The following is a 12143-nucleotide window of genomic DNA, read 5'->3' as shown; positions in this document are numbered from 1 at the left end:
GGGACGAGGGAAGGAGTGGAGCATGAACAAGATCGTGCCAAGTTACCCTGTCGATCAGCTTCCTGCCGACCTGCGTGAAGGTTTGCTGGCGCACGGTTCCGTCGAAATCGAGTTCCGGCTGAAGGATCTGTCGCGACCGCGCGTCCCGCTCACCTCTTTCGTGGGATCACTCGATAGCATTTACGAAAGCGACGATGCCGTTATCGATTATATCCGCCAGATGCGAGATGAGGGCTGATGAAGCCCGCGTTGTCTGGCTCGGTGCTCTATCTCGATTCGAACATCTTCATCTATGCCGTTCAGAAGTCGCATCAGTGGGCTGAGGTTGCAGAGGGATTGCTGGCGGCGATTGAAGAAGGCAGGGTTCGCGCCGTTGCCTCCGAACTTGTCTTGGCCGAAGTCTTGGCCAAGCCGTTTGCGGATCGAAATGCAGCGCACATCGAACAGTACCAGCGCCTGCTGTCGTCGGGAGCCGGCTTCTCGATGGCCGGTGTGAGCCGGGAAGTTTTGCTGCTCGCGGCCCAGTTGCGAGGCAACAAAGGTCTCAAGCTCTTTGATGCGATACATGTCGCTACGGCGCAGCTTGCGAGTCGCGATTATTTTCTGACACAAGACGAGCGGTTGGGACGTGCTTTGGCGGATCAGCCGAAATGGCTCAAACTTTCCGAGATTATGTAATGGATGCCATCAACCAGCCCTTGCTCGATGTTCGCGATCTCTCGGTGGCGTTTCACCAGCCGAGCGGCACGTCGGTCGCCGTCGATCATGTCTCGTTCCAGATCCGGCGCGGCGAATGCGTGGCGCTGGTTGGCGAGTCCGGCTCGGGCAAGTCGGTCAGCGCATTGTCGATCCTGCGGCTGCTGCCGTACCCGACCGCGTCGCATCCCTCGGGCCATATCCGCTTCAAGGGCCAGGAGTTGCTCGGCATGTCCGAGAACGAGATCCGAGGCATTCGCGGCAATGACATCTCGATCATCTTCCAGGAGCCGATGACGTCGCTCAATCCGCTGCACACGATCGAGTCGCAGATCGGCGAGATCCTGCAGTTGCATAGCGGCATGCGCGGTGCCAAGGCGAGGGCGCGGATTCTCGAACTGTTGACCCAGGTCGGCATTCCCGAACCCGAAACCAGGCTGGCCAGCTATCCGCATCAATTGTCTGGCGGCCAGCGCCAGCGGGTGATGATCGCCATGGCGCTGGCCAACGAGCCGGACCTGCTGATCGCCGACGAGCCGACCACCGCGCTCGACGTCACCGTGCAGGCGCAGATCCTGGCATTGCTCGCCGACATTCGCGCGCGGCTCGGCATGAGCCTGCTGTTCATCACTCATGACCTCGGCATTGTCCGTCGTATCGCCGACGTGGTCTGTGTGATGAAGAGCGGCAAGATCGTCGAGCAGGGGCCGGTCGAGGAGGTCTTCACTGCGCCGAAGCATCCCTATACGCGGGCGCTGCTGGCCGCCGAGCCGAAGCCGGATCCGGCGCCGCCGCGACCGGACCAGCCGGTGGTGATGTCGACCGACGATCTCAAGGTCTGGTTTCCCATCAAGCGCGGGCTGCTGCGCAAGACGGTGGGCCACATCAAGGCGGTGGACGGCGTCAGCATTTCCGTGCGCAAGGGCGAGACGCTCGGCGTGGTCGGCGAATCCGGTTCCGGCAAGACCACGCTCGGCCTGGCGCTGCTGCGGCTGATCTCGTCCGACGGGCCGATCGTGTTTCTCAGCAGGAATATCCAGGGCCTGCAGTTCAAAGACATGCGGCCGATCCGCCGGGACATGCAGATCGTGTTCCAGGATCCGTTCGGTGCCCTCAGCCCGCGCATGTCGGTGGGCGATATCGTCGCCGAGGGCCTCACTGTGCATCAGCCCGGCCTGTCGGAGGAAGACCGCGAGGCACGGGTGATCCGGGCGCTGCAGGATGTCGGGCTCGATCCGGCGACCCGGTTTCGCTATCCGCACGAATTCTCCGGCGGCCAGCGCCAGCGCATCTCGATCGCCCGCGCCGCGGTGCTGGAGCCGAGCTTCGTGGTGCTGGACGAGCCGACCAGCGCGCTCGACATGCTGTTCCAGGCGCAGATGGTCGATCTCTTGCGCGAGCTGCAGCGCAAGCGCGACCTCACTTACATGTTCATCTCGCACGATCTTCGCGTGGTGGCCTCCCTCGCGAGCCATCTGATCGTGATGCGTCACGGCAAGGTGGTGGAGGAGGGCGAGGCCGCGGATTTGTTCAAGCATCCGAAGACCGACTACACCCGCGCGCTGTTCGCCGCCGCGTTCCGGCTCGAGACCGCGCCGGGCGACGCAACTGCCCAGTAGGAACATCATGCACGAGTCCAGGACGACCGAACCCGCGATTGCCGATCGCGTGGCCGATGTCTCGCTGTCAGCACCCTCAGTGGTCGGCCGCGGCTTCATGACCTATGAGCGCTACGACGTCGCACTGCCGCGCGCCGGCGAGGCCACGCTGCACCAGAACCGCGACGTGCTGCGCGCGTCCCGCGTCGCAGCGGTGCTGCCCGTCGATCTGGCGCGCGGGCAGATCGTGCTGCTGCGCCAGTTCCGTCTGCCCGCGCATCTCGCCACCGGTCGAGGCGACATGGTGGAGATCGTCGCCGGCCGCGTCGATGAGGGCGAGGACGCCCTGTCTGCCGCATCGCGCGAATGTGTTGAGGAAATCGGCGTGACGCCGCAGCGGCTGATCGAACTCTACAGCGTGCTGCCGACGCCGGGCTTTACCGACGAATACGTCACCTTCTTTCTCGGCTTCGTCGATGCGTCGAAAGCGCTGACGCGCGGCGGTCTCGGCTCGGAGAGCGAGGACACGCGGCCCTTCGTTGTCTCGATGGACGAAGCGATCGCAGCGCTGGAGCACGGCGCGGTCGCCAACGGCCTGTTCGTCAGCGCGCTGCAATGGCTGGCGCTGCATCGCGAGCGGCTGCAGGACTACTACGACAGGGCGATGCCTAGCCCAGCCGCCTGATCCCGGTCACTTCGCTCCCCGCCGCGGCGATCCGCGCGATGGCGTCCTGCGTGTTCTCAATCGCGGTCGCCATATGAAACGCATTGGCATGCACGATGGTGGTGGCGTCGCGCACGATGGCCACATGGCCTTTCCAGAACATCAGGTCGCCGCGCTGCAGATGGCCGGCCTCGGTCGCGGACAACGTTCGCCCGAGCGCCGCTTCCTGCATGTCGCTGTCACGCGGGCAGCCGATGCCGCATGCGGTCAGCGCGACTTGCACAAGGCCGGAGCAATCGACGCCGAGGCTGCTCTTGCCGCCCCACAGATAGGGTGTGCCGATGAAACGTTCGGCCACGGCAACGAAATCGTTTTCGAATGTATCGATGGCGCCGACATGCGATGCCGGCAGGAAATGGCCCTCGCCGGTCACGGCGAACGCCTCGTGAAACCGGACCACCGCGATGCGTGCGCCGAGCGGCAGTGTGTCCACCGGTGGCAGCTTGATGGAGGGGCCGGGAAACGCAAAGGTGCGCAGGGCCGTCACCTTGTGGGTCGGCGGCGGGCCGGGCCGGTAGAGTGCCAGGTCCGGCAGCCAGCCGACATAGCCGTCGCTCTGCAACTGCCCCCACGCCCAGCCTTCGCTGGTGCGATCGTAGACGGTGACTCGCTCGCCCTTCAGCGCCTGCGTCTCCAGCGTTGCGCCGGAGAACGGCTCGCGGCGCATGGGGGCCACGCCGTCCATCACTTCGAACTCTTCGCCGTCGACGAAGCGCGCGGCGTCGACCTTGCCTTCGAGATATCTGGCGGCGAGGTCGGGCCGGGCCGGCGTCAGCCGCGGATCGCTGCCGAAATCATGCATAGCGTTCGCTCAGCAAGGCATAGATCGCCCGCGCCGCCTGGCACTCGCCGCCTTCCGGACGCGCGGGTTTTGCCGAGGGTGTCCAGCCGTAGATGTCGACGTGCAGCCAGTTGGTGGTCGGCTCGACGAAGCGCTGCAGGAACAGTGCGCAGGTGATCGAGCCGGCAAAGCCGCCGGTCGGCGCGTTGTTGATGTCGGCGGTCTTCGAATCCAGCCACGCGTCATACGGCGCCCACAGCGGCAGCCGCCACAGCGGATCGTTCTCCTGTGTCGCAAGGCGCGCGATGTCGAGCGCGAGCGACTCGTCGTTGGTGTAGTAGGGCGGCAGGTCCGGCCCCAGCGCCACGCGCGCCGCGCCGGTGAGGGTGCCGAGATCGACCAGCAGGTCGGGCTTGTCTTCGTCAGCCAGCGCCAGCGCGTCGGCCAGCACCAGCCGGCCCTCGGCGTCGGTATTGCCGATCTCCACCGTCGGCCCCTTGCGCGATCCGAAGATGTCCATCGGGCGGAAGGCGTTGCCGGCCACGGCATTCTCCACCGCCGGGATCAGCACGCGCAGCCGGACCTTCAGCCCGGCATCCATCACCATCAGTGCCAGCGCCAGCACATTGGCGGCGCCGCCCATGTCCTTCTTCATGATCAGCATGCCGGAGGACGGCTTGAGGTCGAGCCCGCCAGTGTCGAAGCAGACGCCCTTGCCGACCAGCGTCACCCTGGGATGGCTGGGATCGCCCCAGGAAAAGTCGATCAGCCGCGGCGCGCGGGTCGAGGCCATGCCGACGGCGTGAATCAGCGGAAAATTCTGCGCCACCAATTCGTCGCCGGTGATGCAGCCGAAAGTCGCGCCGAAGCGCTGCGCCAGCGCCTGCGCGGCGCCCGCCAACTCCTCAGGCCCCATGTCGTTGGACGGCGTGTTGATCAGGTCGCGCGCCAGCGCGGCGGCTTCCGCGACGCGGCTGATGTCGGCGATGTCGATATCGTCGGGCGGCACCAGTCTGACCTTCGGCGCTTCGTTCTTGCGGTAGCGGCCGAAACGATAGCTGCCCAGTGCAAAGGCCAGCACCGCCATCCGCATGTCATGCGGCGCGTTGGCGAAGCGGTAAAGGCCGGGGGCAGCAGACCGGGCAACTGGCCGGGCCGAAACAGGTCGCGGCTCTTGCTGCCGTCGTCCTCGAGGCCGAACACCACCTGGGCGATGGCGCCGTCCGGCGCCGGCAGGATCAGGCAGGCGCCGGGCTTGGCGGCATAGTCGCTGGCCTTGGCAAATTGCTGCGCCGGAGCAGGCAGGGCGGCCAGGATTGCCGGCCAGCTTGTCTTGGTGGCGAAGGTGACGGGAATGGCCGGCGTGGATGATGCGGCTTCAAAAGCAGAATGCATAAGCGGGGTCTCGCGGAAGGCAGCAGCGGGGACGCCCCACAGGCTTACCCCATGACGGCCGGAAATGTCAGAGGCCGGCGGCGAGATTGCGCATTGTCTCAGGCGGCCAGGTTCCGGCCGGCCGGTTAACCGGCCATTAGGGTTAACACTCTATTTCTGAAGCCATTCCGCGTTTGTCCAGCGCGCAGCACGAGTTCACGTTCATGCGTCCAACGTCCAGTATTGCCCGGCTTCTCGCCTCTGCCGCCGCGATCGCGGTGTTGGCTGTTGGACTGGCCGGCTGCCAGACCGCCGGCATGCCCGATATCACCGGCTCGCTCGGCGCCAGGGCCGAAGCGCGGCCGGACGTCGATCCCCGCGCGTCCATCGATGCCTACGGCGAGCGTTACCGCAGCAATCCCAAGGACGCCGACGCGGCGCTGCGCTACGGCCAGGCGCTGCGCACCGCCGGACAGCGCGCCCAGGCGGTCGCGGTGTTCGAACAGGCCACCATCGCCAATCCCGGCAACAAGCAGCTGCTCGCCGGCTATGGCCGTGCACTCGCCGACAACGGCAATTTCCAGCGCGCCTTTGACATGCTGGCTGCCGCGCACACGCCCGCCAATCCGGACTGGCGGATCCTCTCGGTCCAGGGCGCCGTGCTCGACCAGATGGGTCGCCATGACGAGGCGCGCCGCTATTATGACAGCGCGCTGAAGATGCGCCCGGAGGAGCCGTCGGTCCTGTCCAATCTCGGCCTGTCCTACATGCTGTCGAAGGATCTGCCGCAGGCCGAGTCGACGCTGCGCCGCGCCTATGGCGGCGGCAACGCCGATCCGCGCGTGCGGCAAAATCTCGGGCTGGTGGTCGGGCTGCAGGGCCGCTTCAGCGAGGCCGAAAGCATCGTCAAGGCCGATCTGCCGGCCGATGAGGCCGCAGCCAATGTCGCCTATCTCAAGCAGATGCTCAGCGGCAAGGGCAGCCCCAAGGTCGGCGCCGCCGGCCGTGACGACGCGCGCGGGCGGTCATAAGCATTCTCCAAAGCCGTCATCCTGAGGTGCTCGCCGTCTTCGGCGAGCCTCGAAGGATGCGGCGACATGCTACGGCGCTTGCGGGCCATTCTTCGAGGCCGTCGCAAGAGCGACGGCGCTTCAGGATGACGGCGTAGTTTGGAGCAAGCAACGAAAGCTTACTGCATCGCGGCGACCTTGATGCCGGTCGGTCCGAGAATGACCACGAACAGCACCGGCAGGAAGAACAGGATCATCGGCACAGTCAGCTTCGGCGGCAATGCGGCGGCCTTCTTTTCGGCCTCGTTCATGCGCATGTCGCGGTTTTCCTGGGCCATCACGCGCAGGCTCTGGCCGAGCGGGGTGCCGTAACGTTCCGACTGCATCAGCGCCAGGCAGACCGACTTGACGCCTTCGAGGCCGGTGCGCTTTGCTAGGTTTTCATAGGCCACCTTGCGATCCGGCAGGTACGACAGTTCGGCGGTGGTGAGGGTGAACTCCTCGGCCAGCGCGATCGACTGCGAGCCGATCTCGATGCTGACCTTGCGAAATGCGGTCTCGATCGACATGCCGGATTCGACGCAGATCAACAGCAGATCGAGCGCATCGGGAAATGCCCGCCGGATCGACAGCTGGCGCTTGGAGATGGCGTTCTTGAGGAAGATCATCGGGGCCTGCATGCCGAGCCAGGCCGCGGCGATGCACATGCCGATCTTGATCGGCAGCGACTGCTGCATCTGCGAGATCACGAATACATAGAGCACCGCCAGGACCAGCAACGCGATCGGCATCACCGCGCGAAAGAACAGGAACGTGACGTAAGGCGCCTGGCCGCGATAGCCGGCCATCACCAGCTTGTCGAGGGCGGCCTCCTGGGCCAGCCATTTTCCGAGGTTGAAGTCGGTGACGACCCGCGACACCAGTTGCTTCGGCGATTGCCGCAGCGACACCCGCTCGTTCTTGGTGAGCCGGTCGCGTTCGCGCGCGCGGATACGTTCGCGCTCGGAAGCCACCGCCTTCATGCGCTTGGCCAGGCCGTCGCCGGCCAGCAGCGGCGTGATCAAACTCCAGGCCGTCGCGCTCGCGGCGACGGCGGCCATCAACATCGTCAGGAAGCGGACATCGTGAAGCTTCGTGACCAGGTAATCAATCATGTTGCACCGTCAGAAGTCGAAGTTGATCATTTTCTTCATCACGAAAATGCCGCACGACATCCATACCGCGCTGGCGGCCAGCATCAGCCGGCCGGTCGGATGGGTCCACAGCAGCGAGATGTAGTCGGGCGTGCTCAGATAGACCAGCAGCATGACGATCGGCGGCAGCGAACCGATGATGGCCGCCGATGCCTTGGCTTCCATCGACATCGCCTGGATCTTCTCGGCCATCTTCTTGCGGTCGCGCAGCACCTTCGACAGGTTGCCGAGCGCTTCCGACAGGTTACCGCCTGATTTCTGCTGGATAGCGACGACGATGCCGAAGAAGTTGGCTTCCGGCACCGGCATCCGCTCGTACATGCGGGCGCAGGCCTCGCCAAGCGGCATGCCGATGGCCTGGGTCTCGATGATGGCGTAGAACTCGCTCCTCAGCGGCTCGGGCGCGTCGGCGGCCACCACCTTGATGGAATCGAACAGCGGCAGGCCAGCCTTGATGCCACGCACGATCACGTCGACGGCGTCAGGCAGTGCCTTGAGGAAGTTCTTCTCGCGGCGCTTCTTGAGAAAGTTCAGCACCCAGCGCGGCAGGCCGAAGCCGGCGGCAAAGCCGAGACCGAGCGCGGCAAGCAGGCTGCTGAAGAGGTCGCGGGTGACGGCGACATTGTACGCCACCATCTGCAGTCCCTTGTCGTCGAGCAGCACCATGCTGGCATCGCCCGTGGTCAGGCCTGTCACGAAGATGCTCTGTTCGGTGCGGCGGAGAACTTTCAAAACCTGCGGTGCGCTGACCTGCACGTTCCGGATCTCGCGCGGGAGTTCGATCACGATGGATTTTCCATAGCCGAGATCCAGTCCCCGCGACGTGCCCGGCCCGTCGAGAGCCGTCTCGCGAAGATAGCCCGGGGAGGTCAGCCCGGGATTGAGTGCCAGAAACATCGGAATGCCGAAGGCCACGGCGCCCAGAATGCAGGAAACCACCAGGAACTTCTGCGCCGTCCAGTCCAGCCCGGCCTGCGCGATACGGATCGGCAGCGCTACGTTCTTTTCCTTCAGGCGACGCGCCTCGACTTCCTTCAGCGACCCCTCGACCTGCTCGCGGCGGGTACGCTGCGCCTTGTCGACCTGGCGCACGACCGGGGCGGTCCGGGCCACCGAGGCGCGGCGCTGCTCGGCCTTTTTCTCGCCGGACAGCATCGGATAGATGAATACCCACGCGACTCCGCCGACCGCGGTGAAAGCGAGAAAGGCCAGTGCGAGCGCCTGTATGTTCATGGTCGCTGCCTCAGTTCGCCACGATGATTTCAGCCGCGTCAAGCGCTGCCGCCAATCGCTTTTCCTCGCCGTAATAACGTGCCCGATCCCAGAACCGCGGCCGGCCGATGCCGGTGGAGCGGTGGCGGCCGATGATGTGGCCGTTGGCGTCCTCGCCGACCATGTCGTAGAGGAACAGGTCCTGGGTGATGATGGTGTCGCCTTCCATCCCCATGACTTCGGTGATGTGGGTGATGCGGCGCGAGCCGTCGCGCAGGCGCGCGGCTTGCACCACGACGTCGATTGAGGCGCAGATCATCTCGCGGATGGTGCGCGACGGCAGCGAGAAGCCGCCCATGGTGATCATGGATTCGCAACGCGACAGCGCCTCGCGCGGATTGTTGGCGTGCAGCGTACCCATCGAGCCGTCATGGCCGGTGTTCATCGCCTGCAGCAGATCGAAGGCTTCGGGTCCGCGGACTTCGCCGACGATGATGCGTTCCGGGCGCATACGCAGGCAGTTGCGCACCAGTTCGCGCATGGTGACCTGGCCTTCGCCTTCGATGTTCGGCGGGCGGGTTTCCAGGCGCACCACATGCGGCTGCTGGAGCTGCAGTTCGGCGGCGTCCTCGCAGGTGATGATACGCTCGTCGTCGTCGATATATTGCGTCAGGCAGTTCAGCAGGGTGGTCTTGCCGGAGCCGGTACCGCCGGAGATCAGCACGTTGGCGCGGCAGCGGCCGATGATCTGGAGGATGGTGGCGCCTTCCGGCGAGATCGCGCCGAACTTGACCAGCTGGTCGAGCGTCAGCTTGTCCTTCTTGAACTTTCGAATCGTGAGCGCGGGGCCGTCGATCGCCAGCGGCGGCACGATGGCGTTGACGCGGCTGCCGTCGGCGAGGCGGGCGTCGCAGATCGGCGAGGATTCGTCGACGCGGCGGCCGACCTGGCTGACGATGCGCTGGCAGATGTTCAGCAGCTGCTGGTTGTCGCGGAAGCGGATGCCGGTCTTCTGGATGCGGCCGGCGACTTCGATGAACACCGTGCCCGCGCCGTTGACCATGATGTCGGAGATGTCGTCGCGCGACAGCAGCGGCTCCAGCGGGCCATAGCCGAGCACGTCGTTGCAGATGTCGTCGAGCAGTTCCTCCTGCTCGGCGATCGACATCACGATGTTCTTGATCGCGATGATCTCGTTGACGATGTCGCGGATTTCCTCGCGCGCGGATTCGCCGTCGAGCTTGGCGAGCTGGGCCAGATCGATGGCCTCGATCAGCGCGCCGAAGATCGTTGCCTTGACTTGGTAGTAGGTGTCGGAGCGACGGCCATCCAGGGCAGGCGGAGGCGGCGCTGCGCGGGCCGGGGACAGCGGTGGCGAAGACACGTGTTGCGCCGGTGCCTCCGGCGCGCGTGACGTGACGGCCATCCCGCCCGGCGAATTTCCCGGCGGGATGCTTGCGGGCTGCAGCGCCCGTTGATCTGTATCTGTGCCGCTACGCTTACCGAACACGACGACGCTCCAGGCGGTGTCTTACTTTGACCGCAACTTCTCGAGGAAAGGCGACAGGAACGAACCCTTGGGCTTCTTGGTTTCGCCCCGGCCGGTCAGCCGCTGCGCGATCTGCAGGAACATCTCGGTGGTGCGATGACCGGCGGCGATTTCCGCGATCATCTGGCCGTTGTTGGCCGCCGAGCCGAACATCTGCGGATCGAACGGGATGGCTGCGATCGGCGCGCTCTCGATCGCCTTGGCGAATTCGCTCGCGCTGATTTCCGGCCGCTTCGGCACGCCGACCTGGTTGAGGCAGTACAGCGGCGCGCGGTCGTTGGGCCGGGCCGCCTTGAGCAGGTCGTACATGTTCTTGGTGTTGCGCAGATTGGCGAGGTCGGGCGAGGCGACGACCAGAATGTCGTCGGCGCCGACCAGCGCCCGCTTGGTCCAGCCGGACCACTGGTGCGGCACGTCGAGGACGATGCAGGGCATCGTCGAGCGCAGGGTGTCGAAGATCGAGTCGAAGGCGTCGGCGCCGAAGTCGTAGACGCGCTCCAGCGTCGCCGGCGCGGCGAGCAGGCTGAGATGGTCGGTGCACTTCGACAACAGGCGGTCGATGAAGGCGGTATCGACGCGGTCCGGCGAGAACACGGCGTCGGCGATGCCCTGCGGCGGATCCTGATTGTAGTCGAGCCCGGCGGTGCCAAAGGCGAGGTCGAGGTCTGCCACCACGGAATCCAGCGCCAGGTCGCGGGCGATTGCCCAGGCGACGTTGTGGGCGATGGTGGAGGCGCCGACGCCGCCCTTGGCGCCGACCACGGCGATGATGCGGCCGACGGCCTTGGCTTCCGGCGCGGAAAACAGCCCGCAGATCGAGCGCACCACGTCGATGGTTGCGACGGGGGCAATGACATAGTCGCTGACGCCGCGGCGAACCAGCTCACGGTACAGCGTGACGTCGTTGACCTTGCCGATCACCACGACCCGTGTGCCAGCGTCGCACACCGACGCCAACTGGTCGAGACCGGCGAGGATGTCGGTGCGCGGTTCGGTCTCCAGCACGATGACGTTCGGCGTCGGTGCCGCGCGATAGGCTTCGGTGGCGGCGGCCATGCCGCCCATCTGCACCTTGATGTGGGCCTTGGCCAGCCGGCGATCCTCTGCGGCGGTCTGCACGGCCGCTGCGGTTTCCACGGTCTCGCAGAACGCCTGCACCGACACCCGGGGTGCCGGCGCAATGTGTTCATCCTCGGCGGGACGCGCCGGGGCGGCACTCTGTTCTTCTGCGCTCGGTTGGCGTGAGTAGGTAATCATTGGCCCACATTACTTATCTTGTTTTTGTCCGCATCGGGATTGGCCGTCGCCGTGGACTGGCCCTGACGATACTTGTCGAGAACGTAGGTGCGCCGCCCGGTGTAGATGCCGGCCTCTGCGCGCGGCTGCACCAGGTCTTCCGGATTGGCGACCATGGCAGCGAGGTTGCGCTGCTGCGAGCAGCCGAGGTTGTAGTACGGCTTGTTCTCGAAATAGCTCTTGTTCTTGATCGACGGTCCGAGATCTTCCGGCCACGTGCCGCAAGGTCCGGCCTCGGCAACGATCCGCGGATAGTTGAGCCGGATGGTGGCGAACTGGCGCGGGCTTTCGGTGCGGTAGTTGCGCATCACGAGGCCGCGCGGCGGCACGCCGCCGGCTGCCAGCAGCGACTGCACCTCGCGATATGCGTCCGCCGCGGCGCGGGCATTGGGCGCGTTGACCGGGACTTCGGCGGTGATGACGCCGGTGCCGGTCTGCGTCCAGGTCCCGGCGAGGGCCATGACTTCGGCGCGCTGCACGGCGGTCAGGCCGCCCCGCCCGGAGCCCACGAAAATCTCGACGAAGCGGTTGGATTCCTGCAGCACGATCGGATGCCGCGCCCGATAATCGGTGGGAACGCTGGCGGTGATGTCTTCGGCCTTGTGGGTGCAGGCGCCGAGAGCGATCGCGACGCCGACGAGCGCGAGCACGCTACGCAGGCGGCGGCCGGGGCTGTGGAATGGCTGGGTGGTTGTCATGAATTCCTCGTC

The 12143-nt window shown here is 65.6% G+C and carries 11 protein-coding genes and 1 pseudogene; 5 read left to right on the top strand and 7 right to left on the bottom strand.

Annotation, left to right across the window (positions count from 1 at the left end; genetic code table 11):
* Nucleotides 1–22 precede the first annotated feature (22 nt).
* The 4 genes from ONR75_RS27555 to ONR75_RS27540 are packed head-to-tail and all read left to right on the top strand — an operon-like array spanning nucleotide 23 to nucleotide 2979.
* Complete coding sequence (locus tag ONR75_RS27555; RefSeq protein WP_265080047.1) at nucleotides 23–238, top strand: hypothetical protein; 216 nt, start codon at nucleotides 23–25, stop codon at nucleotides 236–238.
* A complete protein-coding gene (locus ONR75_RS27550) occupies nucleotides 238–678 on the top strand; it encodes a type II toxin-antitoxin system VapC family toxin (RefSeq protein ID WP_265080046.1) in 441 nt (146 codons plus the stop codon). Before ONR75_RS27555 ends, ONR75_RS27550 begins: the two co-directional genes overlap by 1 nt.
* Nucleotides 678–2315, top strand: coding sequence for an ABC transporter ATP-binding protein (locus ONR75_RS27545; protein ID WP_265080045.1), 1638 nt, complete (start codon nucleotides 678–680; stop codon nucleotides 2313–2315). The genes ONR75_RS27550 and ONR75_RS27545 overlap by 1 nt, the downstream gene beginning before the upstream one ends.
* A gap of 7 nt (nucleotides 2316–2322) precedes the next feature.
* Nucleotides 2323–2979 (top strand): NUDIX domain-containing protein, encoded by a 657-nt coding sequence (locus ONR75_RS27540; protein WP_265080044.1) that lies wholly within the window; start codon nucleotides 2323–2325, stop codon nucleotides 2977–2979.
* Here ONR75_RS27540 and ONR75_RS27535 read toward each other — a convergent pair.
* Together ONR75_RS27535 and ONR75_RS27530 are read right to left on the bottom strand one after the other, a co-directional pair.
* Complete coding sequence (locus ONR75_RS27535) at nucleotides 2963–3820, bottom strand: C40 family peptidase (protein ID WP_265080043.1); 858 nt, start codon at nucleotides 3818–3820, stop codon at nucleotides 2963–2965. The genes ONR75_RS27540 and ONR75_RS27535 overlap by 17 nt on opposite strands.
* Nucleotides 3813–5194 (bottom strand): annotated as a pseudogene (locus ONR75_RS27530) (leucyl aminopeptidase family protein). Before ONR75_RS27530 ends, ONR75_RS27535 begins: the two are co-directional and overlap by 8 nt.
* A gap of 203 nt (nucleotides 5195–5397) precedes the next feature.
* Here ONR75_RS27530 and ONR75_RS27525 point away from each other — a divergent pair.
* Nucleotides 5398–6204 (top strand): tetratricopeptide repeat protein, encoded by an 807-nt coding sequence (locus tag ONR75_RS27525; protein WP_265080042.1) that lies wholly within the window; start codon nucleotides 5398–5400, stop codon nucleotides 6202–6204.
* Nucleotides 6205–6362: 158 nt separating this feature from the next.
* Here the strand turns inward: ONR75_RS27525 and ONR75_RS27520 are convergent, their stop codons facing one another.
* The 5 genes from ONR75_RS27520 to ONR75_RS27500 are packed head-to-tail and all read right to left on the bottom strand — an operon-like array spanning nucleotide 6363 to nucleotide 12131.
* Nucleotides 6363–7337, bottom strand: coding sequence for a type II secretion system F family protein (locus ONR75_RS27520; RefSeq protein ID WP_265080041.1), 975 nt, complete (start codon nucleotides 7335–7337; stop codon nucleotides 6363–6365).
* Nucleotides 7338–7346: 9 nt separating this feature from the next.
* A complete protein-coding gene (locus tag ONR75_RS27515) occupies nucleotides 7347–8609 on the bottom strand; it encodes a type II secretion system F family protein (RefSeq protein ID WP_265080040.1) in 1263 nt (420 codons plus the stop codon).
* A 10-nt stretch (nucleotides 8610–8619) separates the two neighbouring features.
* Nucleotides 8620–10098, bottom strand: coding sequence for a CpaF family protein (locus ONR75_RS27510; protein WP_265080039.1), 1479 nt, complete (start codon nucleotides 10096–10098; stop codon nucleotides 8620–8622).
* A 21-nt stretch (nucleotides 10099–10119) separates the two neighbouring features.
* Entirely contained in the window at nucleotides 10120–11394 is a 1275-nt protein-coding gene (locus ONR75_RS27505) for an AAA family ATPase (protein ID WP_265080038.1), read from the bottom strand.
* Entirely contained in the window at nucleotides 11391–12131 is a 741-nt protein-coding gene (locus ONR75_RS27500) for a CpaD family pilus assembly protein (protein ID WP_265080037.1), read from the bottom strand. Before ONR75_RS27500 ends, ONR75_RS27505 begins: the two co-directional genes overlap by 4 nt.
* Nucleotides 12132–12143: the final 12 nt, after the last annotated feature.

The organism is Rhodopseudomonas sp. P2A-2r, assembly GCF_026015985.1.
Classification (GTDB): Bacteria; Pseudomonadota; Alphaproteobacteria; order Rhizobiales; family Xanthobacteraceae; genus Tardiphaga.
Note: the sequence above shows the minus strand (reverse complement) of the source record. Positions and strands in the feature narration are given on the sequence as shown.

What these genes read in the sequence shown, in the direction of transcription:
- ONR75_RS27555 (WP_265080047.1), top strand. Translation starts at nt 23, where the DNA reads ATGAACAAGATCGTGCCAAGTTACCCTGTCGATCAGCTTCCTGCCGAC.
- ONR75_RS27550 (WP_265080046.1), top strand. Translation starts at nt 238, where the DNA reads ATGAAGCCCGCGTTGTCTGGCTCGGTGCTCTATCTCGATTCGAACATC.
- ONR75_RS27545 (WP_265080045.1), top strand. Translation starts at nt 678, where the DNA reads ATGGATGCCATCAACCAGCCCTTGCTCGATGTTCGCGATCTCTCGGTG.
- ONR75_RS27540 (WP_265080044.1), top strand. Translation starts at nt 2,323, where the DNA reads ATGCACGAGTCCAGGACGACCGAACCCGCGATTGCCGATCGCGTGGCC.
- ONR75_RS27535 (WP_265080043.1), bottom strand. Translation starts at nt 3,820, where the DNA reads ATGCATGATTTCGGCAGCGATCCGCGGCTGACGCCGGCCCGGCCCGAC.
- ONR75_RS27525 (WP_265080042.1), top strand. Translation starts at nt 5,398, where the DNA reads ATGCGTCCAACGTCCAGTATTGCCCGGCTTCTCGCCTCTGCCGCCGCG.
- ONR75_RS27520 (WP_265080041.1), bottom strand. Translation starts at nt 7,337, where the DNA reads ATGATTGATTACCTGGTCACGAAGCTTCACGATGTCCGCTTCCTGACG.
- ONR75_RS27515 (WP_265080040.1), bottom strand. Translation starts at nt 8,609, where the DNA reads ATGAACATACAGGCGCTCGCACTGGCCTTTCTCGCTTTCACCGCGGTC.
- ONR75_RS27505 (WP_265080038.1), bottom strand. Translation starts at nt 11,394, where the DNA reads ATGATTACCTACTCACGCCAACCGAGCGCAGAAGAACAGAGTGCCGCC.
- ONR75_RS27500 (WP_265080037.1), bottom strand. Translation starts at nt 12,131, where the DNA reads ATGACAACCACCCAGCCATTCCACAGCCCCGGCCGCCGCCTGCGTAGC.